This window comes from Bordetella parapertussis, assembly GCF_020735925.1.
Lineage (GTDB): Bacteria > Pseudomonadota > Gammaproteobacteria > Burkholderiales > Burkholderiaceae_B > Bordetella > Bordetella pertussis.
Genome location: NZ_CP085971.1, coordinates 3,391,905 through 3,413,928, shown reverse-complemented (window position 1 = coordinate 3,413,928; position 22,024 = coordinate 3,391,905). Strand labels below are relative to the sequence as shown.

The 22,024-nt window shown below is 69.4% G+C and carries 20 protein-coding genes; 10 read left to right on the top strand and 10 right to left on the bottom strand.

Annotated features, from left to right (window positions below; translation table 11 throughout):
- Positions 1–119: 119 nt before the first annotated feature.
- Together iaaH and LK409_RS16100 are read right to left on the bottom strand one after the other, a co-directional pair.
- A complete protein-coding gene (gene iaaH, locus LK409_RS16105; RefSeq protein WP_003814263.1) occupies positions 120–1,601 on the bottom strand; it encodes an indoleacetamide hydrolase in 1,482 nt (493 codons plus the stop codon).
- 120 nt (positions 1,602–1,721) lie between these two features.
- The gene (locus tag LK409_RS16100; protein WP_010929138.1) at positions 1,722–2,237 is read right to left on the bottom strand and encodes a hypothetical protein; all 516 of its coding nucleotides are present in this window, start codon (positions 2,235–2,237) and stop codon (positions 1,722–1,724) included.
- A 112-nt stretch (positions 2,238–2,349) separates the two neighbouring features.
- Between LK409_RS16100 and LK409_RS16095 the strand changes: the two genes are divergently transcribed.
- The 4 genes from LK409_RS16095 to LK409_RS16080 all read left to right on the top strand — a co-directional run bounded on the left by LK409_RS16095 (position 2,350) and on the right by LK409_RS16080 (position 6,014).
- On the top strand, positions 2,350–3,267 hold the full coding sequence (locus LK409_RS16095) for a DMT family transporter (protein WP_003814259.1): 918 nt from the start codon (positions 2,350–2,352) through the stop codon (positions 3,265–3,267).
- A gap of 94 nt (positions 3,268–3,361) precedes the next feature.
- Entirely contained in the window at positions 3,362–5,035 is a 1,674-nt protein-coding gene (gene ettA, locus LK409_RS16090; RefSeq protein WP_003820955.1) for an energy-dependent translational throttle protein EttA, read from the top strand.
- A 20-nt stretch (positions 5,036–5,055) separates the two neighbouring features.
- Complete coding sequence (locus LK409_RS16085) at positions 5,056–5,595, top strand: isochorismatase family protein (RefSeq protein ID WP_003820956.1); 540 nt, start codon at positions 5,056–5,058, stop codon at positions 5,593–5,595.
- Positions 5,596–5,792: 197 nt separating this feature from the next.
- Positions 5,793–6,014, top strand: a complete 222-nt coding sequence (locus LK409_RS16080; RefSeq protein WP_003814254.1) for a glycine zipper 2TM domain-containing protein — start codon at positions 5,793–5,795, stop codon at positions 6,012–6,014.
- Between the two features lie 135 nt (positions 6,015–6,149).
- On the opposite strand, the gene minE is transcribed toward LK409_RS16080, so the two are convergent.
- From minE to LK409_RS16060, 4 genes are all read right to left on the bottom strand, one after another.
- Positions 6,150–6,401, bottom strand: coding sequence for a cell division topological specificity factor MinE (gene minE, locus LK409_RS16075; RefSeq protein WP_003814252.1), 252 nt, complete (start codon positions 6,399–6,401; stop codon positions 6,150–6,152).
- Between the two features lie 3 nt (positions 6,402–6,404).
- Positions 6,405–7,220, bottom strand: a complete 816-nt coding sequence (gene minD, locus LK409_RS16070) for a septum site-determining protein MinD (RefSeq protein WP_003814250.1) — start codon at positions 7,218–7,220, stop codon at positions 6,405–6,407.
- Between the two features lie 112 nt (positions 7,221–7,332).
- Positions 7,333–8,211 (bottom strand): septum site-determining protein MinC, encoded by an 879-nt coding sequence (gene minC, locus LK409_RS16065; protein ID WP_010929137.1) that lies wholly within the window; start codon positions 8,209–8,211, stop codon positions 7,333–7,335.
- 111 nt (positions 8,212–8,322) lie between these two features.
- Positions 8,323–10,086 carry a glutamine--tRNA ligase/YqeY domain fusion protein gene (locus tag LK409_RS16060; protein WP_010929136.1) on the bottom strand — a complete coding sequence of 588 codons (1,764 nt, stop codon included), beginning with the start codon at positions 10,084–10,086 and terminating at the stop codon, positions 8,323–8,325.
- A gap of 115 nt (positions 10,087–10,201) precedes the next feature.
- Here LK409_RS16060 and LK409_RS16055 point away from each other — a divergent pair, with 115 nt between their 5' ends.
- Positions 10,202–11,542, top strand: a complete 1,341-nt coding sequence (locus tag LK409_RS16055; RefSeq protein ID WP_041937282.1) for a cytochrome ubiquinol oxidase subunit I — start codon at positions 10,202–10,204, stop codon at positions 11,540–11,542.
- Positions 11,539–12,597 carry a cytochrome d ubiquinol oxidase subunit II gene (locus tag LK409_RS16050; RefSeq protein WP_010929134.1) on the top strand — a complete coding sequence of 353 codons (1,059 nt, stop codon included), beginning with the start codon at positions 11,539–11,541 and terminating at the stop codon, positions 12,595–12,597. Before LK409_RS16055 ends, LK409_RS16050 begins: the two co-directional genes overlap by 4 nt.
- A 16-nt stretch (positions 12,598–12,613) precedes the next feature.
- On the opposite strand, the gene risK is transcribed toward LK409_RS16050, so the two are convergent.
- Both risK and LK409_RS16040 read right to left on the bottom strand, forming a co-directional pair.
- Positions 12,614–14,029, bottom strand: a complete 1,416-nt coding sequence (gene risK, locus LK409_RS16045) for a sensor histidine kinase RisK (protein ID WP_010929133.1) — start codon at positions 14,027–14,029, stop codon at positions 12,614–12,616.
- Positions 14,029–14,730: a response regulator gene (locus LK409_RS16040; RefSeq protein WP_003814239.1), complete on the bottom strand. Its 702-nt coding sequence runs from the start codon at positions 14,728–14,730 to the stop codon at positions 14,029–14,031. Before LK409_RS16040 ends, risK begins: the two co-directional genes overlap by 1 nt.
- 157 nt (positions 14,731–14,887) lie before the next feature.
- On the opposite strand from LK409_RS16040, the gene LK409_RS16035 reads away from it, so the two are divergent.
- A complete protein-coding gene (locus tag LK409_RS16035) occupies positions 14,888–16,339 on the top strand; it encodes a fimbrial protein (protein ID WP_041937281.1) in 1,452 nt (483 codons plus the stop codon).
- Positions 16,340–16,415: 76 nt separating this feature from the next.
- Positions 16,416–18,236, top strand: coding sequence for a DNA helicase RecQ (gene recQ / locus LK409_RS16030; protein WP_010929131.1), 1,821 nt, complete (start codon positions 16,416–16,418; stop codon positions 18,234–18,236).
- A gap of 6 nt (positions 18,237–18,242) precedes the next feature.
- On the opposite strand, the gene ruvB is transcribed toward recQ, so the two are convergent.
- Entirely contained in the window at positions 18,243–19,316 is a 1,074-nt protein-coding gene (gene ruvB / locus LK409_RS16025) for a Holliday junction branch migration DNA helicase RuvB (RefSeq protein ID WP_003820965.1), read from the bottom strand.
- A gap of 122 nt (positions 19,317–19,438) precedes the next feature.
- Between ruvB and LK409_RS16020 the strand changes: the two genes are divergently transcribed.
- Together LK409_RS16020 and LK409_RS16015 are read left to right on the top strand one after the other, a co-directional pair.
- Positions 19,439–20,407: a threo-3-hydroxy-L-aspartate ammonia-lyase gene (locus LK409_RS16020; RefSeq protein WP_010929130.1), complete on the top strand. Its 969-nt coding sequence runs from the start codon at positions 19,439–19,441 to the stop codon at positions 20,405–20,407.
- Positions 20,408–20,482: 75 nt separating this feature from the next.
- Positions 20,483–21,394, top strand: a complete 912-nt coding sequence (locus LK409_RS16015) for a complex I NDUFA9 subunit family protein (protein ID WP_010927008.1) — start codon at positions 20,483–20,485, stop codon at positions 21,392–21,394.
- A gap of 18 nt (positions 21,395–21,412) precedes the next feature.
- Here the strand turns inward: LK409_RS16015 and ruvA are convergent, their stop codons facing one another.
- Positions 21,413–21,985 carry a Holliday junction branch migration protein RuvA gene (gene ruvA / locus LK409_RS16010; protein WP_010929129.1) on the bottom strand — a complete coding sequence of 191 codons (573 nt, stop codon included), beginning with the start codon at positions 21,983–21,985 and terminating at the stop codon, positions 21,413–21,415.
- Positions 21,986–22,024 lie beyond the last annotated feature (39 nt).

Here is a 22,024-nt window from a genome sequence, read left to right as displayed (position 1 = left end):
TGGACGGGGTCGTTCCACCTTAAAGCGCCGCGGCGCGCGCCGGCAAGCGCCGCGATGCACTGCGCCGCGATCGCCCCGCGGCGGGCGTGCACTGGCCGCCTGCGGCGGGCCGCCGCGTCTCAGGCCGCCGCGATGGCAGGCGGCGCGAGCCGGCCCAGGATGGTTTCCAGCATCAGGCCGATGGCCAGTACCTTGCGGTCTTCGCCGGGCAGGCCGTCCAGTTCCAGGCCCACGGGCAGGCCGTGCGCGTCCAGCCCGGCGGGCAGGCTCAGGCCGGGCAGGCCGGCGTTGCTGCCGGGGTCGACGTTGCGCGCCAGCCTGGCGAAGTTCTCCAGCGAACTGGCGTCGGGGCCGGCCAGGGGCGCGCCCACCGGCACGGTGGGAAACAGCAGGGCGTCGATGCGATGGCGCGCGAAGGCGTCGCGATAGATACCGATCAGCGCCGGCCGCCCGGTGGCGATGGCCTCACGGTACAGGGGCTCCAGGTCGAGGCCGGCGCCGTCGGGGCCGGGCAGCCGCAGCGGCGCGATCATGTCGGTGAAAATGGCGCGCACGTCGGGGCTGGCGATCTGCGCCACCACGCCGTCGAAATCCGGTCCGGCTTCGTAGCGCCGCAGATAGTCGATCAGGTCCATCTTCTGTTCGTACAGGGCCAGCACGAAGCTGATTTCCTGGTTCTGCTCCTTCAGCCCCGGCATGTCGAGTTCGATCAGGTCGACGCCGGCGGCGCGCAGCTTGTCCAGCGCGGCGCGCGCCACCGCTGCGATGGCGGGATCCAGGCCGGTCCAGAACCAGGCCGGCAGGCCCAGGCGGATGCGGGTCGCCGGGATCGGCGCCGGCGCCGGCTCGCCGGAGATCACGGCGTCCAGCAGCATGACGTCGGTCACGCTGTTGGCCATGGGGCCGGGGGTGTCGCGCGTATGCGAGATCGGCGTGATGCCGGCGGCATCGTAGCGGCCTACCGTGGGCCGCAGCCCCACGCCGCCATTGAGCGCGGCCGGCAGGCGGATCGAGGCGCCGGTGTCCGTGCCCAGCGCCGCGGGGGCCAGGCGCGCGCCCACGGCCGCGCCGCTGCCCGCCGACGAGCCGCCGGCGATGCGGGCCGTGTCGTAGGCATTGCGCACGCCGACGGTGCGCTCGCCATGGAACGCGGTGTTGTAGCCGCTGACGCCGTAGGCCAGCTCGTGCATATTGGTCTTGCCCAGGATGACGGCGCCGGCCTGGACCAGGCGCTGCACGACCGGGGCATGCGCGCGCGGCACGAATCCCCGCAGCGCCGGCGTGCCGGCGGTATTGGGCAGGCCGGCCACGTGGATGTTGTCCTTGATGGCGATGGGCACGCCGCCCAGCGGCTGCGCGGCGGCGCCGGCGGCGCGCGCCGCGTCCCAGGCGCGCGCTTGCGCCAGCGCGCCGTCGGCGTCCACCGTGATGAAGGCGTTGAGTTCCGGATGCGCCGCGATGCGGGCCAGGTAGGCGGCGGTCAGCGCTTCGCTGCCGATTTCGCCGGCGGCCAGCTCGCGCGCGGCCTCGTAGGCGGTCAGGCTGGCCAGGTCGGGGCGCTTGGCGCCGGCGGGGAACGCGGGGGGCGGGGTCGAGGTCATGGGGCTCCTTGCACGACGGATCGGCCGCGCGGCCTGGGCCGGCCGGCTGGCGGGACGGCTGCTGCATGGCCGCCCGGACAGAAGCCAGACTACCGCAAAATCCGCCCGATTCCCGCCCGCTTAGTGACGGTGTGTATCGCCGTTGTGGCCGGGACCGTCGTCGTCGGCCCCGTCCTCGTCGTCCTCGTCGTCTTCGTCGTCGTCCGGCGGCAGCTCGTCTTCGCTCAGCGCGAACGGCAGCACATCGGTGAGCTGGTCCGACCAGGCGCATTCGTCGCCGTCCTGGTCCAGCTTGATGAAACGCTCGCCTTCGACGAGCGAGATCTGCACCGCCCACAGATACAGGCAGTCATAGCTTTCCGTGTCGGAGTCGGGCAGGCCGCCGCGCCCGCCCAGCAGGCGCGCGCCGGCGCCGCCCATCTGGACATGCGGCGCGGCGTCGTCGGTTTCGTCGGCGTCGGTATCCAGCGCGACCCCGAACGTGACCCATTCGGTGCCTTCGTCGCCGAGCGCCACTTCGGCCTGCACCGGCTTGCCCAGATAGGCGCTGAGCGCGTCGGCGGTCTTGGCCAGCATGTCCAGTTCGGCGGGACTGAAATGCGTGAGCGAGGCGGGCGGCTGGGCGGAGGCGGACATGGTGATTCCTGGTGGGACAACGAAAGGCAGCCCGTATTGTCGCGCTTTCCGCGGCCGGGCGCATGGCGGCCCTGCGCTAACATCGCGGGGTTTCCCCAATTCCGGATTTTCGATGCGCAGCATCCCTTCGCCGCCCGGCGCCGCCCAGCCGCAGCCGCGCCACATGGCGTTTCCCCTGCTGGCGACGACGATCTGGTCGGTCAACATGGTGGTAACCAAAATGGCGGCCGACGTGATCGCGCCAGCCTCCATCGGTTTCTACCGCTGGGTGCTGGCCGGCCTGCTGCTGGCGCCGTTCGCCCTGCCCGGGGTGCTGCGGCAATGGCCGCAGATCCGGCCCAACCTCGGCAGACTGGCGGTCCTGGGCGGCCTCGGCATGGCCTTGTACCAGGGCCTGATGTACGTGGCGGCGGGCACGACCACCGCCACCAACATGGGCATCATCACCGCCATGGTTCCCTTGCTGACGGTCGTGGTCGGCTCGCTGGTGCTGCGCGAACGGCCGGCGCTCACCGCCATCCTCGGCGCCGTGGTCTCGCTCGCGGGGCTGGGCATCCTGCTGGGCGAGGGCAATCCGCTGCGCCTGCTGGCGCTGGGCGGCAGCCGCGGCGACGCGCTGATGGGACTGGCGGCGCTGGCGTATGCGCTCTACGGCGTGCTGTTGCGCAAGTGGCCGATGTCGGTCGGGCCGTGGCAGTCGCTGTTCGTGCAGGTGCTGTTCGGCATTGTGTTCCAGTTGCCGGCATTCCTGCTGACGCCGGCCTCGCCCCTGAATGCCCAGAACATCCCGCTGGTCCTGTATGCCGGCATTTTCCCGTCGCTGTTCGCGCCATTTCTGTGGATGCAGGGGGTGCGCTACCTGGGGCCCAACCGGGCCAGCATCTTCCTCAACCTGATGCCGGTCGTCACGGTCGCCATCGCCGCCGCCTTCCTGGGCGAAACGCCGCACCTGTATCACATTGCCGGCGGCCTGATGGCGCTGGCCGGCGTCAGCCTGGCCCAGTGGCGCCCCGCGCGGCGCCGCGCCTGAGGCGGTTGCGGCCGGCCTGCGGTGGGCCGGCGGGTTCCGGCCTACAATCAGGGCTTGTTCCGGTATATCACTGTCTTTTTCCGACCCTGAGTCCATGGCCCAATACGTCTACACGATGAACCGTGTCGGCAAGATCGTGCCGCCCAAGCGGCAGATCCTGCGCGACATCTCCCTTTCCTTTTTTCCTGGCGCCAAGATCGGCGTGCTGGGCCTGAACGGCTCGGGGAAATCCACGCTGCTCAAGATCATGGCCGGCGTGGACAAGGAAATCGAAGGCGAAGCCATCCCCATGCCGGGGCTGAACATCGGCTACCTGCCGCAGGAGCCCGAGCTCAACCCCGAACATACGGTGCGCCAGTCGGTGGAAGAGGGCCTGGGCGCCGTCTTCAACGCCAAGCAGCGCCTTGACGAGGTCTACGCCGCCTACGCCGAGCCGGATGCGGATTTCGATGCCCTGGCGGCCGAGCAGGCCGAGCTGGAGGCCGTCATCGCCGCCGCCGCGTCCAGCGGCGCCGACGATATCGAGCACCAGATGGAAATCGCCGCCGACGCCCTGCGCCTGCCGCCGTGGGACGCGATGGTGGGCAAGCTGTCCGGGGGCGAAAAGCGCCGCGTGGCGCTGTGCCGCCTGCTGCTGTCCAAGCCCGACATGCTGCTGCTGGACGAGCCCACCAACCACCTCGACGCGGAAAGCGTGGAGTGGCTGGAGCAGTTCCTGCACAAGTTCCCCGGCACCGTGGTGGCCGTGACCCACGACCGCTACTTCCTCGACAACGCGGCGGAGTGGATCCTCGAGCTGGACCGCGGCTACGGCATCCCCTGGAAAGGCAACTACAGCTCCTGGCTGGAGCAGAAGGAAGACCGCCTCAAGCAGGAAGAAGCCACCGAGTCGGCGCGCCAGAAGACCATCAAGAAGGAACTGGAGTGGGTGCGCCAGAACCCCAAGGGCCGCCAGGCCAAGGCCAAGGCGCGTATCGCCCGCTTCGAGGAGCTGTCCTCGTACGAATACCAGAAGCGCAACGAAACCCAGGAAATCTTCATTCCGGTGGGCGATCGCCTGGGCAATGAAGTCATCGAGTTCAACCATGTCAGCAAGGCCTATGGCGACCGCCTGCTGATCGACGACCTCAGCTTCAAGGTGCCGGCCGGCGCCATCGTCGGCATCATCGGCCCCAACGGCGCGGGCAAGTCCACGCTGTTCCGCATGCTGGCCGGCCGCGAGCAGCCCGATTCGGGCGAAGTGAAGCTGGGCCAGACGGTCAAGCTGGCCTACGTGGACCAGTCGCGCGATTCGCTCGAGGGCAACAAGACCGTGTTCGACGCGGTGGCCGACGGCGCCGACCTGCTGACCGTGGGCAAGTTCGAAATGCCCTCGCGCGCCTACCTGGGCCGCTTCAACTTCAAGGGCGGCGACCAGAACAAGATCGTCGGGCAATTGTCCGGCGGCGAGCGCGGCCGCCTGCACCTGGCCAAGACCCTCATCGCCGGCGGCAACGTGCTGCTGCTGGACGAACCGTCCAACGACCTGGACGTCGAAACGCTGCGCGCGCTGGAAGACGCGCTGCTCGAGTTCCCGGGCAGCGTCATGGTGATCAGCCACGACCGCTGGTTCCTGGACCGGATCGCCACCCACATCCTGGCGTTCGAGGGCGATTCGCAAGTGGTGTTCTTCGACGGCAACTACCAGGAGTACGAAGCCGACAAGAAGCACCGCCTGGGCGAGGAGGGCGCCAAGCCCAAGCGCCTGCGCTACAAGGCCCTCAAGTAAGGCCGCAACCGGAGGTCCGCATGTCCGCACTGCTGCAAGCCAACCAGGCCACGCTGCTCATCGTGGACATGCAGGGCCGCCTGATGCCCGCCATCCACGATGGTCAGGCCGTGCTGGCCGCCGCGCACAAGCTGGCGCAGGCGGCCCGCCTGCTGGATGTGCCCGTGGTGGCCACCGAACACCATGCGCGCATGCTGGGCGTCACGGTGGCGCCGCTGGACACGCAGATCCAGGCCCGTTTCCCCAAGATGCATTTCTCGGCCACGCGCGAGCCCGGTTTCACCGCCTGGCTGCCGCCGGCCCGCAAGACCATACTCGTGGCCGGCTGCGAAGCGCACATCTGCGTGCTGCAAACCGTGCTGGGCCTGCTCGAGGAAGGCTACCGCGCCTTGCTGGTCTCGGATGCCGCCGGCTCGCGCAAGCCGGCCGATCACCATGCGGCCTTGCGCCGCGCGCGCGGCGCCGGCGCCGAAATCGTCACCACCGAGATGGCGATATTCGAATGGATGGAAACTTGCGAACATCCCAGATTCCGTGACGTGTTACGTTTGGTCAAATGAGCGCGCGTTCCGGCAACAACCTGCCTGCATCCGGGTGGGATTGCCTACCCATTGACACAATTCCTGGGCAAACCTAACAGCATCCGGTGCAGTATTTTGCGATTCTGTAGGCTCTAAGTTTCATGGGACGCGCTTTGTGCGTGCTGCGCTCGCTTCGCTGCTGGTGCGCTATCCCGGCACAAGAATAGGAGCTTGTTATGAAGATCGGTACCCTCTCCAAAGCCTGCATGGCCGCCTTGCTGGCCGTTTCCATGGCCGGCTGCTCGTCCTGGGACAGCATGAGCCGCCGCCAGAAGAGCACCGTGGGCGGTGCCGCACTGGGTGGCGTGGCGGGCGCCGTGATCACCAACGGCGGCATTCTCGGCACGGTCGGCGGCGCCGCCATCGGTGGCGTGATCGGCGACCAGGTCGGCAAGTAGATCCGCGCCCGCGCCTGAACGAGAAACCCGGCTTCGGCCGGGTTTTTTTGTGGCTGCCGAGACGCCGTCGGGGGAGGCGGCCGGCATGAATTCAGCGGGTGCCTGTCCCCCGTGCGGGGACAGGCACCCGAGTGTTCAGTTTTGCGGCATTTCGATCTTGACCTCGAGCACTTCCAGGGTGTCCTGGCGTTCGAGGTGGACTTTGATGTCTTCGGGGTCGATCTTGACGTATTTCGAAATGACGGCAACCAGCTCCTGCTGCAGTTGCGGCAGGTAGTCCGGCGAGTCGCCGCGGCCGCGCTCGTGGGCCAGGATGATCTGAAGACGTTCTTTGGCGACGCTGGCCGAGGACTTCTTCTGACCGAGCAGAAACGACAGGAAGGACATTGCTTACTTTCCCCCGAACAGCCGCTTCAACAAGCCAGGCTTTTCATAGTCGGTAAAGCGCAGCGAGCGTTCTTCGCCCAGGAAGCGCGCCACGACGTCCTTGTAGGCTTCGGAGACGTCGGTATCTTTGAGGTGGATGGCGGGCAGGCCCTGGTTGGAGGCCTGCAGCACGGCTTCGGATTCCGGGATCACGCCGATCAGCTTGATGCGCAGGATATCCTCGATGTCGCTCAGCGACAGCATTTCGCCGTCGTTGACGCGCTTGGGGTTGTAGCGGGTCAGCAGCAGGTATTCCTTGACCGGCTCGTCGCCCTGCACGGCGCGGCGCGACTTGGCGGCCAGGATGCCCAGGATGCGGTCGGAGTCGCGCACCGACGATACTTCGGGGTTGGTCACGACCAGCGCGTCGTCGGCGAAATAGGCGGCCATCAGCGCGCCCGCCTCGATACCGGCGGGCGAGTCGCAGACGATGTAGTCGAAGCCCATTTCCTTGAGCTCGTCGATCACCTTCTCGACGCCTTCCTGCGTCAGCGCGTCCTTGTCGCGGGTCTGCGAGGCGGGCAGGATGAACAGGTTCTCGAGTTGCTTGTCCTTGATGAGCGCCTGCTTGAGGGACGCCTCGCCCTGGATCACGTTGACGAAGTCGTAGACGACGCGGCGCTCGCACCCCATGATGAGGTCCAGGTTGCGCAAGCCGACATCGAAGTCGATGACAGCGGTCTTGTGGCCTCGCATTGCGAGGCCAGCGGAAAAGCTGGCGCTGGTGGTGGTCTTGCCCACCCCGCCCTTGCCGGAAGTCACCACAACAATACGTGTCATGACGCTCGAACCCTTATTTATGTGCGTACAAATCGCGTTATCGTAAAGCAAAAAGCGTATGAAGGCTTCTTACAAGATGTAGGCAGTCGTGTGCCGTTTGCCTGGTGCCGTTTCAACCCTTCAGCGCCTCGATGCGCAAGGTGTCGCCGTCGAGCCGCACCAGGGCCGGCTGGTTATGCAACGCCCGGTCCAGTTTGTCCTCCACCACCCGGTACACGCCGGCTACGGCCAGCAGTTCGGCATCGAGCTGCGTGGTGAAGATGCGCGCCGAGGTGTCGCCGCGCGCGCCGGCCATGGCCTTGCCGCGCAGCGGGCCGTACACGTGCACGTTGCCGTCGGCGATGACTTCGGCGCCCTGGCTGACCATGCCGATCACGATCAGGTCGGTATGGCGCGCATAGACGCGCTGGCCCGAGCGCAGGGGCTTGGTGATGACCAGCGCCGACGAGGACTGGGGCGGCGTGGCGGTAGGGCGGTTGGCCTCGGTGGTCTCGCGCGCCGCGCGCGTCGGCACCGACTCGGGGTTGTGCGCGGGCGCTTCGTCGGCCTGCTCGCCGTCCGCTTCGTCGTCCTGCGGGCCGGCCTTGGCCGCGGCCTCGGCAGTGGCCTCGGGCACGGACGGCACCGGCGTGGCCACATCGTTGGGCGGTGCCGTGTCGATCACCTGGGGCGCGCGGGCCACCGGGGTCGACAGCTCGACCGGCACCAGTCCGGCATCGCGGGCGCCCTGCAGGTTGGCGTCCTCGGCCACCACGCCGATGGGCGGCAGATTGTGGTCGGCCAGGGCCTGCAGCAGGGCGGGCCAGTCCACCGGCGCATCGACGCGGGTGGCATCGATGACCACCGGCTCGTTCTCGAAGAAGCTGCCGGCGTCGGCCATGCGCTTGTCCAGCGCGGCGCGCAGGCGGGTGGTGTCGGCATCGTGCAGCACCACGCGAATGGCATAGAGCGTGGCGCTCTTGAAGTCCAGGGCGAGGGATTCAGTGTTCATGGATTGGAATGGAAGCGCCGGCCGCCGGCCCGAAGCGGAGGGCGGCCGGCGACAGCGGATTGTCGGGCATGATAACCCGGCCAGCGCCGCGCGGAGCGTCCTGGCGCGCGGTCAGGCCGCCTGCCAGGAGTCGCGCAGGGTCACGATGCGGTTCAGGACCGGCGCCTCGGGGCGGGAGTCCTTGCTGTCCACCGTGAAATAGCCCAGCCGCTCGAACTGCCACGTGGCGCCCGGGACGGCCTCGATGCCCGGCTCCAGCCAGGCCTGCACGGTCTGCTTGGAATTGGGGTTCAGGCAGGCCAGGAAGTCCTTGTCGCCGCCGTCGGGATGCGCATCGGCGAACAGCCGGTCGTACAGGTGTACCTGGGCCGGTACGGCGTGGGCCGCGCTCACCCAGGTGATATTGCCTTTGACCTTGACGCTGTCGGCGCCCGGCGTGCCGCTCTTGGTATCCGGCAGGTACTCGGCCTGCACTTCCACGACCTTGCCCGATTCGTCCTTGGTAAAGCCGGTGCAGCGCACCACGTAGCCGTACTTCAGCCGCACCGTGTTGCCGGGAAACAGGCGGAAGTACTTCTTGGGCGGCTCTTCGCGGAAGTCGTCCTGCTCGATCCACAGCTCGCGCGTGAACGGGAATTCGCGCACGCCGGCCTGCGGATCGTGCGGGTTGCGCGGGGCCGAGCAGGTCTCGCTGCGGCCTTCCGGGTGATTGGTGATCACCAGCTTGAGCGGGTCCAGCACCGCGACCGAGCGCGGCGCCACCGGGTCGAGGTCGTCGCGCACGGCCTGCTCGAGCAGGCTGTAGTCGATGCGCGAATCCGACTTCGACACCGCGGTGCGGTCGCAGAACAGCCGGATCGAGGACGGCGTGTAGCCGCGCCGGCGCAGGCCGAACAGCGTCGGCATGCGCGGGTCGTCCCAGCCATCCACGTAGCCTTCGCGCACCAGTTGCAGCAGCTTGCGCTTGCTGGTGACCACGTAGGTCAGGTTCAGCCGGGCGAACTCGTACTGGTGCGGCAGCGGGCGCGCCAGCTTGCCCAGCTCGGCCAGGCGCGCCAGGATCCAGTCATAGAACGGCCGCTGGTCTTCGAATTCCAGCGTGCAGATGCTGTGGGTGATGCCTTCCAGGGCGTCTTCCACCGGATGGGCCCAGCTGTACATCGGGTAGATGCACCATGCGTTGCCGGTGCGGTGGTGGGTGGCATGGCGCACGCGGTACATGACCGGGTCGCGCAGGTTGATGTTGGGCGAGGCCATGTCGATCCGGGCGCGCAGCACCAGGCTGCCGTCGGGATGCTTGCCGTCGCGCATCTCGCGCAGGCGCAGCAGCGACTCGTCGGCCGGGCGGTCGCGCCACGGCGAGTCGGTGCCCGGCTCGGTCAGCGTGCCGCGGCTGGCGCGGATCTCTTCGGCGCTTTGCTCGTCGACGTAGGCGTGGCCGGCCTGCACCAGCGCCTCGGCGAACTCGTACATGAATTCGAAGTAGTCGCTGGCGAAATACAGGTTGTCATTGCCATCGGCCTGCCAATCGAAGCCCAGCCAATGCACGGCCTCGATGATGGCGTCGACGTACTCCTGCTCTTCCTTCTCGGGGTTGGTGTCGTCGAAGCGCAGGTGGCAGACGCCGCCGTAGTCGCGCGCCAGCCCGAAGTTCACGCAGATGCTCTTGGCGTGGCCGATGTGCAGGTAGCCGTTGGGCTCCGGCGGAAAGCGGGTGCGGATGCGCGCCGGGTCGGGCTGTCCCTGCGCCTGCAGCGCGGCCGGGCCGGGTTTGCCGGCCCACAGCTTGCCCTGGAAGCGGTTCGCTTGCAGGTCGTCTTCGATGATCGGGCGCAGGAAATTGCTGGCGGCAGGCGGCGTCGGGGCGTGGGTCATTCTGAAAGAATAGGAAAAAGCGGCGACAAAGAGTCAATTTTGCCACGTTCGCGCGGAAACACTGTTGCAAGCCGTCCCCCACATGCCGGAAACAGGCTCTAAACTACCGCCCATCATGAATATCCCTCCACTCCTGCTGGCACGCGCGCAGTTCACGGCAAGCCTGGGCTTTCTGGCGCTGTTCCTGGCGATATCGCTGGCGCTGGCCTGGCTGCTGCTGTTCTTCAAGCTGCGCGCCCGCTGGTCGGGGCAGTCCGGCTGGACGGCCGCCTACCGCTTCTGGGTGCGCATTTTTGCGCTGGCGTTCGTGCTGGCGCTGGCCTGCACGGTGCCGGTGCTGATCCAGCTGGGCAGCCTCTGGTCGGGCCTGATGGACAAGATCGGCAACCTGGCCGGCCCCTTGCTGGGCTACGGCGTGCTGTCGATCTTCATCGTCAAGTCGTGCTTCCTGGGCGTGATGCTGTTTGGCCAGCGCCGGGTCTCCGACGCCGCCCATACGCTGGCGGTGCTCATGGTCGCGATCGGGCAGCTGGTGGCGGTGGGCTGGGTGCTGGCCCTGTTTTCCTGGCTGCAGACGCCTGACGGCGCGGTCCTGATCGACGGCCGCTACCAGGTATACGACTGGCGCGCGGTGGTCCTGAATCCGTCGTTCGGCTGGCGCCTGGGCCTGACCGTGCTGGGCGCTTTCCTGACGGCCGGGTTCCTGATGCTGGGCGTGACCGCCATGCAGGCCCTGCGCCGCCCGCTGGACGACGGCGAGCGCCACGCCTTTCGCGCCGGCCTGGCCGTCGCGTTGCTGGCCTCGCTGCTGCTGGGGCCGCTGGCCGCCGGCATGGGCGAGGTCACGGCGCGCCTGCAGCCGGCCAAGGCCGCCGCCGCGGCGGGCTTCTGGCACAGCGGCGCCGAGCCCGAGCTGGTGGTGTTCGGCTGGCCCAGCGCCCGCGCCCAGGCCAACCTGGCCGCGGTCTCGCTGGCCGGGGCGGGCGGGCGCTGGCTGCACCGCGACGCTTCGCTCGGCTACCTGGGCCTGGACAAATTCTCCGGCATGCAGCCGCCCGTGGCCTTCACGTTCTGGTCCTTGCGGCTGGCGCTGGGGCTGGGCCTGCTGATGCTGGCGGCCTCGTGCGCCACCCTGGCGCTGACCTGCCGGCGCGGTTTCGATCCGGCGGCCCTGCCGCGCTGGTGGCTGAGGGTGCTGTCGCTGCTGATGTTCGCCGGCGCGCTCGGGGTCGTGGCCACCTGGTGCTACGACCTGGCCGGCATGCAGCCGTATGCCGTCAATCGCGCCGTGACGCAGTCCGAAGTGCTGGGGCCGGTGACCACGCCCGCGCTGCTCTACAGCCTGGCCGGCCATGTCGCGCTGTACGCCGTGCTGCTGGCCGCGTTCGTGGGCATGCTGTTCCATGCCGCGCGCTATGGCGTGGTGCCCGTGCGCAAGACCGGAGGATCCTCATGATCGCGACCCTGGCCGCCTCGCTGGGCCTGAGCCCCGACGATCCCTCGTTCTGGATGCCGCTGGTTTTCGTCGGGCTGTTGCTGCTGCTGATGGCGGCCGGCATCGTGCTCGACGGATTCGACATCGGCGTCGGACTGCTGCTGCAGCTGGCGCCCTCGGAAGAGCGCGGCCGCATGATGGGCCTGCTCAGCCCCTGGCGCGATGCCAACGAGTTCTGGCCGTTGCTGGGGCTGGGGCTGTTCGTCTCGGCGTTCCCGTTCGCCTGGGGGGTGGTGCTGGGCAAGCTGTTCGGGCCATTGACCGTGATGGCGCTGGGCATGGTGTTGCGCAGCGTGTCGTTCGAGTTCCGCATCCGCGCCCGCACCGAGATCAAGCCGCGCTGGATCTTCGGGTTCTGGGTGGGGTCGCTGCTGACCGCGCTGGGCCAGGGCATGGTGCTGGGGCGCATCGCCACCGACTACCAGGCCGACGCCGGCTACGGCTGGTTCGCCTTCTTCGTCGGGCTGTGCGCCATGGCCGCGTATGCGCTGCTGGGCGCGTGCTGGCTGGTCATGCGGGTCGACGGCGGCGAGCTGCAGCGGCGCGCCGCCGGCTGGGCGCGGCACTCGATCCGCTGGACCGCCGCCGGCATGGTGGCCATCGCCGTGACGCTGGGCCTGGCCAACGCCGGCATCTTCTACAAATGGAGCAATACGGCCCACCTGGGCGTGGCCGCCATGGTCTGGGCTCTCATGCTGCTGGGCTTCGTGGCGGCCGAGATGCTGCTGGCGCGGCTGCCGGGCAAGGCCGACGGCTTCAGCTGGCTGCCGTTCGTCCTGTGCGTGATGCTGTTCGTGCTGATGCTGTGCGGCCTGGCCTACAGCTTCTTTCCGTACCTGATCCTCGACGACATGACCATCTGGGATGGCAGCGGCGCGCTGGATTCCATGCGGCTGGTGCTGGCCGGCACCGTGATCGGGGTGCCCGTGGTGCTGGTATTCAACATCCTGGCGTACCGTTCGGTGTTCGGCAAGGAACGCCGGCCGGTGCCGCTCTTGCCGCCGCCGGGCGCCTGACGGCGCGGCCGGCGGGTCAAGCGGCCGCAAGCGGCAGGGTGATGCGCACCAACAGGCCGCCCGAGGGCGCCTGGCGCAATTCGAGCCCGCCGCCGTGGGCGCGCGCGATGGCCTCGGCCAGCGCCAGCCCCAGGCCGACGTTGCCGGTGCGCGTGCGGGCGTCGTCCAGCCGCGCGCAGGGCCGCAGCGCCTCGGTGCGCCGCTCGGGCGCGATGCCGGGCCCGTGGTCCGACACTTCCAGCACCGCCATGTCCGCGTCGCGCCGCAGGCTGACCTCGATCGGCGGCGCGCCATGATGCAGGGCGTTGCCGATCAGGTTGTCCAGCAGGCGGCCCAGCGCCACCGCGTCCGCCTGTATGCCCAGCGCGCCATTGTCGGGCGCCTGCAGGCGGATGTCGGTGCCCGCACCCTGCCATGCGCCCACGCGCTCGGCCAGCCATTCGCCCAGCGCCAGCGGCGCGTAGCGGTAGGCGGCCGGGTCGGTGCCGCGCACGAAGCCGATGAACTGGTCGACCATGTGCTGCATGTCCTGCAGGTCCTTGCGCAATCCTTCCTTGAGCGTCGGGTCGTCGGCCATCTCGATGCGCAGCCACATGCGCGACAGCGGTCCCTTCAGGTCGTGCGGCAGCCCTGACAGCAGCGTGCGCCGCACCGAGTCGGACTCGGCCAGCGCGTCCAGCATGGCGTTGAAGCGTTCGCCCAGCACGCGCGTTTCATGCGGCCCCGAGGGTTCGACGCGCTGGGGCTGGCCGGCGGCCAGCTGGTCGGCGGCGTCGGCCAGGCGCGTGAGCGGCCGCGTGATGTGCCACGAAAACCAGGCGAGCACCAGCCCGATCCCGCCGACCCAGGATACGATCAATGGGGTGGCGACGGGCGGATCCAGGCGTTCGAGCGGGATGACCAGCCATTCGCGCAGCGGCGGCGCGTCGTCGGGCGAGGGGCTGGGCGCCAGCGAGATGAAGATTTCCGGCCGGGGGCCGCGCGACAGCGCCACGCGCGTGCCGTCGCTGAGGCGCTCGTTGAGTTCGCTGACCAGGCCGCGCAGGTCGCGCCGGATGTCGTCGGGCGGCGGATGGCGGCGTTCGTACTCGCGCCGCATCCGCTCGCGCTCGGCCTCGTCTTCCTGGGGGCCGCGATGCCAGCGCTGCAGCCGCGCGTCGGCCGGCAGCGAGCGCGACCAGAGCCGCCACTGGTTGCCGGAAGCCTGGCGCACGAACTCCGCGCGTTCGTCGGTCGGCACCTGCGACAGCGAGGCGCGCAAGGTGCGGATGGTGGTGGCGATGTAGTCGATCGCCACGTCCTCCATGAATTTGTGCCGGAAATAGGACACCGTGGCCAGCGTGGCGGCCTGCGCCAGCAGGACCGAACCCAGCACCAGCAGGATCAGGCGCATGCGCAGCGAGCGCGGCGCCGGCAGGCGGGGCAGTTTCATCAGGGCGAAAACCGGTAGCCGATGCCCCACACGGTCTGGATCCAGCGCGGCTGCTTCGGGTCTTCCTCGATGGCGCGCCGCAGGCGCAGGATGGCGATATCGATGGCGCGGTCGTTGCGCTCGCCGCCGTCGTCGTCGCGCGCCAGCGCCAGCAGGCGTTCGCGCGAGAGCGGCTTGCCGGCATTGCGTACCAGCGCTTCGAGCAGGTTGATTTCCCCGCCGGTCAGCTTGACCGGCGTGTCATCGCGCAGCAATTGCCGCGTGGCAGGATCGAATACGAAGGGCCCGAAACTGACCGGGGCGTCCTTGGTCAGGGCCGAGGGGCCGCGCTTGCGCCGCAGCACGGCTTCGATGCGCGCCAGCAGCTCGCGCGGGTCGAAGGGCTTGCCGAGGTAGTCGTCGGCGCCGGCTTCCAGGCCGATGATGCGGTCCACGGCTTCGTCGCGCGCCGTCAGCAGGATGACGGGGATGTCTTCGCCCTGGTCGCGCAGGCGGCGGCAGGCGTCGGCGCCGTCGCCGCCCGGCAGCATGCGGTCCAGGACGAGCAGGTCGGGGGCGTAGCGCGTGATGCGCGCGGCCAGGTCGCTGGCGTCGGGCGCCAGCAGGGTGTCGTAGCCATGCCGGTTGAGGTAGTCGGCCAGCAGTTGCCGCAAGGCGGGGTCGTCGTCGACGACCAGCAGCTTGGTATGAGGATTGTCCATGTTCGCATAGTGACGCGGCGCCCCGGGCGCCGCAAGAGGCGGGAAATCGACTGAAACGGACAGCGCCGGCGAAGCCGGCGCGCGCGGACGTAAAATCAGGCCCGTTGGCCGCCGCGCCGGGTCAGTTCCCGTGCCGATTTATCAAGAAAGTTTACAGATGCCTCGCTCGGGAATTCCTACACTGGTGCGCGTGATGCTTGCCTGCGAACGCGAACACAGAGGCGTCTCGCGCGTGGCGGTGGCCGCTGTCCTGGCCGGCAATATGGCGCTGGCGGCCTGCGCCATGCCCGACCCGCCGGATATCTCCAGGGCCCCCGCGGGCCTCGAGGCCGGCCCCGAGACTGCCGCGATCGACACCACCCCGCCCGAGACGGCGGCCCCCCGGCCCGCCGGGCGGGCCTATGCGCGCGCGGCCGACGACGTCGCCCGCTACGGCATCTCCGTGCTGGCGCCGGCCAGCTCGCAGCCGGTCGCGCCGGCGCCGGTGCTGCAGGAGCGCGCCATTCCCGAACCCTGCCGCATGCTGCCGGCGGAAACCGGCGCCGACGCCTCGGTGCACGCGGCCGCGCCGGCGCTCGGGCATGACCCCGCCGTGCCGCTGCCGCCTGCCGGCGACGGCGCCGATGCGCCCGCCAGCATGCCCCTGGGCTGCGAGGACTTGTTTCCCGACGTGCCGCCGGCCGAGCCGAACTACTCCTTCGGTCTCGAAACCGACGACCTGACGGGCAAGCGCTCGGTCTACCTCATGACCGGCGTGGCCCAGCCGCGCAGGCCCTGGTTTTCCTCCGCCAGCGCCGTGCCCACCGTCAGCTACGGCGACCGCAGCTGGGTCTACCGGCCCGTGACCGGCCCTTCGCTGGCCATGGGCAACGTCGTTTCCAAGGCGCCGGGCTGGGGCAGCACGGCGCCGATCGGCGGCGTGCAACTCAGCGACCGGCTCTCGCCCGGCGGACTGCTGCCCGAGGGGCAGCTGGGTTATTCGTCGGTGTTCGGGCGCCTGAACAACATGGATCCGGCCGCCACCTCGGGCGCGGTCGACTATGGCGCCTCGGCGGGCAGCGGCATGGTCCGCTACGGGCTGACCCCCAGCCTGACGCTGGAAGGGCAGATGCAGTCGGCGCCTTCGCTGACCACGCGCGGCGTGGGTACCACTTACGCGGCGGGCGAACTGGGCACCTTCCAGGTCGGCGCCACCCAGAGCACCTTCGACGCGGTCAACGCCTGGCGCTACCGGTTCGGCTACAACGTCAACCTGGCCGACGACGCGGTCACGCTGGGCGTGGCGACCGAGGAAGTGGGCGCCGGGTTCGGCGACCTGGCCAGTTTCCAGGACGGCGGCTTCGCCCATCGGCAGATGCGCAATACCTTGTCGGCCGGCGTGCCGATCAGCGGGTGGGGCACGCTGAGCGGCACCTACCAGGCCAGCGGCATGGGCGTGGACAGCGTCACCGAGCGGCGCTTCGGCCTGCAGCACAGCATGCTGCTGGCGCCCAGCGTGAAGTTCGCGGTGGGCGCGGACCGCGACGTCATCTCCGGCGACTACGAAATGCGGGCCAATATCAGCATGCCGGTGGACGCCTTCATGCGCGGGCGCTGGCTGGGTTTCTAGCCGGCGGCCGGGGCGATTAGGGACAGGCCGGCGCTGGGGCTTAAAATCCCCGCCATGATGCATCTGCCTGCTACCCATGTCTGACCCGCGCGCCCTGGGCGTGCTTGCGCGCGTTTTTGGTTACGAATCCTTCCGTGGCGACCAGCAAGCCATCGTCGATCACGTCATCGGCGGCGGCGACGCGCTGGTGCTGATGCCTACCGGCGGCGGCAAGTCGTTGTGCTACCAGGTGCCCGCGCTGGTGCGCGAAGGCACCGGTATCGTGGTTTCCCCCCTGATCGCCCTGATGCAGGACCAGGTCGACGCCCTGACCGAACTGGGGGTGCGGGCCGCGTTCCTCAATTCCACCCAGGATTGGCGCGTGGCGCGCGAGGTCGAGCAGGCATTCCTGGCCGGCGAGCTGGACCTGCTCTACGTGGCGCCGGAGCGCCTGCTGACCGACCGCTGCCTGCAATTGCTCGAGCGCGGACGCATCGCCCTGTTCGCCATCGACGAGGCGCACTGCGTCTCGCAATGGGGGCATGATTTCCGGCCCGAATACCTCGGGCTGTCGATGCTGCACGAGCGCTGGCCCGAGGTGCCGCGCATCGCGCTGACGGCCACCGCCACCGCGGCCACGCGCAGCGAGATCGCGCAGCGCCTGGCCCTGGACGAAGCCCGCCATTTCGTGGCCAGCTTCGACCGTCCCAATATCCGCTACCGCATCGTCGAGAAGAACGAAGTGCGGCGCCAGCTGCTGGACCTCATCCGCAGCGAGCACGAAGGCGAATCGGGCGTGGTGTACGGCCTGTCGCGCGCCCGCGTCGAGGAAACCGCCGACTTCCTGTGCGCCAATGGCGTCAACGCCTTGCCCTACCATGCTGGCCTGAGCCCGGCGGTGCGCGCCGCCAACCAGGCGCGCTTCCTGCGCGAGGATGGCATCGTCATGGTGGCCACCATCGCCTTCGGCATGGGCATCGACAAGCCCGACGTGCGTTTCGTGGCGCACATCGACCTGCCCAAGTCGGTCGAGGGCTACTACCAGGAAACCGGCCGGGCCGGCCGCGACGGGCTGCCGGCCTCGGCGTGGCTGGCCTATGGCCTGCAGGACGTGGTGCAGCAACGCCGCATGATCGACGAGTCGCCCGGCGACGATGCCTACCGGCGCCGGCTCGGCCAGCAGCTCGATGCCATGCTGGGCCTGTGCGAAACCGTCGAATGCCGGCGCGTGTGCCTGCTGGCTTACTTCGGGCAGACCATCACGGCTTGCGGCAACTGCGACGTCTGCCTCGAACCGCCGCAGGCCTGGGACGGCACGGTCGCCGCGCAGAAAGTGCTGTCGGCCGTGTACCGCCTGTGGAAGGAGCGCGGCCAGCGCTACGGCGCCGGCCATATCATCGATATCCTGCGCGGCAAGAGCACCGACCGCACGCGCCAGCACGACCACGAAACCCTGAGCGTATTCGGCGTGGGCGCCGACCTGTCCGAGAATGCCTGGCGCGGCGTGCTGCGCCAGCTGCTGGCCCAGGGCCTGCTGGCGGTCGATCACGAGGGTTTCGGCACCCTGGCGCTGACCGAGGGCAGCCGCGCCGTGCTCAAGGGCGAGCATCAGCTCATGCTGCGCCGCGAGGCCGAGAAAAAGCCGCGCGGCTCGCGCGCGGGCGCCCGCGCGCGGCCCGACCCCATCGACCTGCCGGCCGAGGCCAAGCCGGTGTTCGAGTCGCTGCGCAGCTGGCGCGGCGAGGTTGCCAAGAGCAACGGGGTGCCGGCCTATGTGATCTTCCACGACGCCACCCTGCGCGAGATCGCGCTGGCCCGGCCGGAGTCGCTGGACGATCTCAGCCACATCAGCGGCGTGGGGGCGCGCAAGCTGGAAGCCTACGGCGAGGAAATCCTGCGCTGCGTGCAGCGCCCGTAACGGCGCCTACTTGCTGAACAGCTCGCCCGTGCCGCCGCTCGCCGCGGCCGGCGGGTTCAGCCCCAGGTGGCGCCAGGTCGTCAGCGTGGCGGTGCGGCCGCGCGGCGTGCGCTGCAGGTAGCCGTGCTGGATCAGATACGGCTCGATGACGTCTTCGATGGTGTCGCGCTCTTCGCCGATCGCCGCCGCCAGGCTGTCCACGCCGACCGGGCCGCCGTCGAACTTGTGCACGATGGCCTCGAGCAGCTTGCGGTCCATGACATCCAGGCCCTGCGGGTCCACATCCAGCATGGCCAGCGCGCGGCCGGCGGCGTCCTGGTCGATCACGCCGTGAGCCTTGACCTGCGCATAGTCGCGCACGCGCCGCAGCAGGCGGTTGGCGATACGCGGTGTGCCGCGCGAGCGGCGCGCCACTTCGTGCGCGCCGTCGGCGGTGATGTCGGCGTTGAGCAGGCTGGCGCTGCGCGTGACGATGCGGGCCAGTTCGTCGGTGTTGTAGAACTCCAGCCGCGACACGATGCCGAAGCGGTCGCGCAGCGGATTGGTCAGCATGCCGGCGCGGGTGGTGGCGCCCACTAGCGTGAAGGGTTGCAGGTCCAGCTTGACGCTGCGCGCGGCCGGGCCTTCGCCGATCAGGATGTCGATCTGGAAGTCTTCCAGCGCCGGATAGAGGATTTCCTCGACCACCGGCGACAGGCGGTGGATCTCGTCGATGAACAGGACGTCGTTGCGTTCCAGGTTGGTCAGCAGCGCCGCCAGGTCGCCCGGGCGCTCTAGCACGGGGCCGGACGTCTGGCGCAGCTGCACGCCCATTTCGTGCGCGATGATGTGCGCCAGGGTGGTCTTGCCCAGGCCCGGCGGGCCGAACAGCAGGACATGGTCGAGCGCCTCGCCGCGCTTGCGCGCGGCGGCGATGAAGATCTCCAGCTGTTCGCGCGCGCGCTGCTGGCCGACGTATTCTTCCAGCGCCTTGGGCCGCAGGGCGCGTTCGATCGACTCCTCGTTGGGCGACACCGGTTGCGGCGCGACAATGCGGGGAGAATCGGGCAGGGAAGAGAGCGAGTCGGACTGAATGGCCATAAATTCGGATCTGGGCGTGCGCGAAAGGCATCGTACACCACCCGGGCAGGCCTTGCGCCCGCCGGGCGCCGGCGATAGCGATATGATGCGGCAATCGCAGCCCGCCCATCGAGGATTCCCCCATGCAGCCCCAATTGCCCACTTATGCCGACGTCGAACAGGCGGCCGCCACGCTGGCTGGCGTGGCGCATCGCACCCCCGTGCTGACCTCGGCCACCGCCGACGCCATGGCGGGCGCGCAGGTCTTTTTCAAGTGCGAGAACTTCCAGCGCATGGGGGCGTTCAAGTTCCGCGGCGGCTACAACGCCATCGCCCGCCTGACGCCCGAACAGCGCCGCGCCGGCGTGGTGACGTTTTCGTCGGGCAACCATGCCCAGGCCATCGCCCTGGCCGCGCGCCTGCAGGGCGTGCAGGCCACCATCATCATGCCGCAGGACGCGCCGGCGGCCAAGCGCGCGGCCACCGAGGGCTACGGCGGCCGGATCGTCACCTACGACCGCTACAGCGAGGACCGCGAGGCCATCGCGCGCCGGCTGCAGGAAGAAACCGGCGCCACGCTGATCCCGCCCTATGACCACGCCGACGTGATCGCCGGGCAGGGGACCGCCGCCAAGGAACTGTTCGACGAGGTCGGCGAACTCGACTACCTGTTCGTGTGCCTGGGCGGCGGCGGACTGCTGGCGGGCTCGGCCCTGGCGGCGCGGGCCCTCAGCCCGGCCTGCCGCGTCTACGGCGTCGAGCCGGCGGCCGGCAACGACAGCCAGCACTCCTTGCGCAAGGGCGAGATCGTCACCATCGCCGCCCCCAAGTCGATCGCCGACGGCGCGGTCACGACGCACCTGGGCCGGCTGACCTTCGCCATCATCCAGCAGCAGGTGGCGGACATCCTGACCGTCAGCGATGCCGAACTGGTGCAAAGCATGAGGTTCTTCGCCGAGCGCATGAAAATGGTGGTCGAACCCACCGGCTGCCTGGCCGCCACCGCCGCGTTGCGCAAACTCATCCCCGAGGCGGCCGGCAAGCGCGTCGGCGTCATCATCAGCGGCGGCAACGTCGACCTGCCGGTCTACGCGCGCCTGCTGGCCGACTGAGCGCGCGCCCTTGCGGGCGCGCCCGGGGCAGGGCAGAATGGACCGGTCGACAATGATGCTACAGGGGGCTGCGCGATGCGTATCCTTGTCATCGGCGGAACCGGCTTCATCGGCCGTCATCTGGTTGCGCGCCTGGCGGCGCAAGAGCACAAGGTCCTGGTGCCGACGCGCCGCTACAACAAGGGGCGGGACCTGCAGGTGCTGCCCACGGTCACCCTGATCGAAGCGGACGTGCACGACGACGCCGAGCTGGACCGGCTCATGCACCGGTGCGATGCGGTCGTCAACCTGGTGGGCGTGCTGCATGGCGGCCGCGGACGTCCCTACGGCGCCGGCTTCGCCCGCGCGCACGTGCTGTTGCCGGAGCGCATTGCCCAGGCCTGCGTGCGCAACGGCGTGGCGCGCATGTTGCACGTCAGCGCGTTGGGCGCCGACAGCGGCGGCCCCAGCATGTACCTGCGCTCCAAGGGCGACGGCGAGGCCGCCATCCAGCGCGTGTTCGGCGCCACGGGCGGCTGGACGCTGTTCCGGCCCTCGGTGGTGTTCGGTCCCGACGACAACTTCACCCGGATGTTCGCGCGGCTGGCGCGCCTGTTTCCCGTCCTGCCGCTGGCCGGCGCGCGTTCGCGCATGCAGCCGGTCTATGTGGGCGACGTGGCCGACGCCATGATGGCGGCGCTGGCCAACGGCCATACGGCCGGCAAGATCTACGAGCTGTGCGGCCCGCAGGTCTACACCCTGGGTGAAATCGTGCGTTTGTGCGCGCTCTGGAGCGGCCACCCGCGGCCGGTATGCGAAATGCCGATGGCGCTGGGCCGGATGCAGGCGCTGTTGTTCGAATGCCTGCCCGGCGACCCGCTGGTCTCGCGCGACAACCTGGATTCGCTCACGCGCGACAACGTGGCCAGCGGCGCCGCGCCCTCGGGGCTGGCCGCGCCGCCCGCCGCGCTGGAGGCGGTCGCGCCGGCCTACCTGGCGCGGCGCTAGGGGCGCTGCCCGCCGGTCCTAGCGGACCAGGGCCTTGAGCGCCAGGCGGATGCCTTCCGATACGTCCACCCCTTCGGGCAGCTTCTTGAGCGCCGCCTGGGACTCCTTGTCGGAGTAGCCCAGCGCCAGCAGCGCGTTGAGGATATCGCTCTGGTGGCCGCCGGCCGCGTGCGGGGTGGCGCCGATGTCCGCGCCCAGCTTGCCGCGCATCTCCAGCAGCAGGCGCTCCGCGGTCTTCTTGCCGATGCCCGGCACGCGCGTGAGGCGCCCGGTCTCCTGCAGCGTGATGGCCTGCGACAGCTCGGCCACCGACAGCCCCGACAGGACCGCCAGCGCGGTGCGCGCGCCGATGCCGGTCACCTTGATCAGCTCGCGGAACGTGCTGCGCTCGGCGCTGCTGCCGAACCCGTACAGCAGCTGCGCATCCTCGCGCACCACCAGGTGGGTGAACAGGGTGACCCGCGCGCCGGTCTCGGGCAGCGCGTACAGGGTGCTCATGGGGACATCGATTTCATAGCCCACTCCGTTGACGTCGACACAGACGACGGGCGGCGATTTCTCGATGAGGGTTCCGGTAATGCGTCCGATCATGGGGTGACAGGCCAGGATGAGGGCGCCGCCACGGCGGCG

What these genes read in the sequence shown, in the direction of transcription:
- iaaH (WP_003814263.1), bottom strand. Translation starts at nt 1,601, where the DNA reads ATGACCTCGACCCCGCCCCCCGCGTTCCCCGCCGGCGCCAAGCGCCCC.
- LK409_RS16100 (WP_010929138.1), bottom strand. Translation starts at nt 2,237, where the DNA reads ATGTCCGCCTCCGCCCAGCCGCCCGCCTCGCTCACGCATTTCAGTCCC.
- LK409_RS16095 (WP_003814259.1), top strand. Translation starts at nt 2,350, where the DNA reads ATGCGCAGCATCCCTTCGCCGCCCGGCGCCGCCCAGCCGCAGCCGCGC.
- ettA (WP_003820955.1), top strand. Translation starts at nt 3,362, where the DNA reads ATGGCCCAATACGTCTACACGATGAACCGTGTCGGCAAGATCGTGCCG.
- LK409_RS16085 (WP_003820956.1), top strand. Translation starts at nt 5,056, where the DNA reads ATGTCCGCACTGCTGCAAGCCAACCAGGCCACGCTGCTCATCGTGGAC.
- LK409_RS16080 (WP_003814254.1), top strand. Translation starts at nt 5,793, where the DNA reads ATGAAGATCGGTACCCTCTCCAAAGCCTGCATGGCCGCCTTGCTGGCC.
- minE (WP_003814252.1), bottom strand. Translation starts at nt 6,401, where the DNA reads ATGTCCTTCCTGTCGTTTCTGCTCGGTCAGAAGAAGTCCTCGGCCAGC.
- minD (WP_003814250.1), bottom strand. Translation starts at nt 7,220, where the DNA reads ATGACACGTATTGTTGTGGTGACTTCCGGCAAGGGCGGGGTGGGCAAG.
- minC (WP_010929137.1), bottom strand. Translation starts at nt 8,211, where the DNA reads ATGAACACTGAATCCCTCGCCCTGGACTTCAAGAGCGCCACGCTCTAT.
- LK409_RS16060 (WP_010929136.1), bottom strand. Translation starts at nt 10,086, where the DNA reads ATGACCCACGCCCCGACGCCGCCTGCCGCCAGCAATTTCCTGCGCCCG.
- LK409_RS16055 (WP_041937282.1), top strand. Translation starts at nt 10,202, where the DNA reads ATGAATATCCCTCCACTCCTGCTGGCACGCGCGCAGTTCACGGCAAGC.
- LK409_RS16050 (WP_010929134.1), top strand. Translation starts at nt 11,539, where the DNA reads ATGATCGCGACCCTGGCCGCCTCGCTGGGCCTGAGCCCCGACGATCCC.
- risK (WP_010929133.1), bottom strand. Translation starts at nt 14,029, where the DNA reads ATGAAACTGCCCCGCCTGCCGGCGCCGCGCTCGCTGCGCATGCGCCTG.
- LK409_RS16040 (WP_003814239.1), bottom strand. Translation starts at nt 14,730, where the DNA reads ATGGACAATCCTCATACCAAGCTGCTGGTCGTCGACGACGACCCCGCC.
- LK409_RS16035 (WP_041937281.1), top strand. Translation starts at nt 14,888, where the DNA reads ATGCCTCGCTCGGGAATTCCTACACTGGTGCGCGTGATGCTTGCCTGC.
- recQ (WP_010929131.1), top strand. Translation starts at nt 16,416, where the DNA reads ATGTCTGACCCGCGCGCCCTGGGCGTGCTTGCGCGCGTTTTTGGTTAC.
- ruvB (WP_003820965.1), bottom strand. Translation starts at nt 19,316, where the DNA reads ATGGCCATTCAGTCCGACTCGCTCTCTTCCCTGCCCGATTCTCCCCGC.
- LK409_RS16020 (WP_010929130.1), top strand. Translation starts at nt 19,439, where the DNA reads ATGCAGCCCCAATTGCCCACTTATGCCGACGTCGAACAGGCGGCCGCC.
- LK409_RS16015 (WP_010927008.1), top strand. Translation starts at nt 20,483, where the DNA reads ATGCGTATCCTTGTCATCGGCGGAACCGGCTTCATCGGCCGTCATCTG.
- ruvA (WP_010929129.1), bottom strand. Translation starts at nt 21,985, where the DNA reads ATGATCGGACGCATTACCGGAACCCTCATCGAGAAATCGCCGCCCGTC.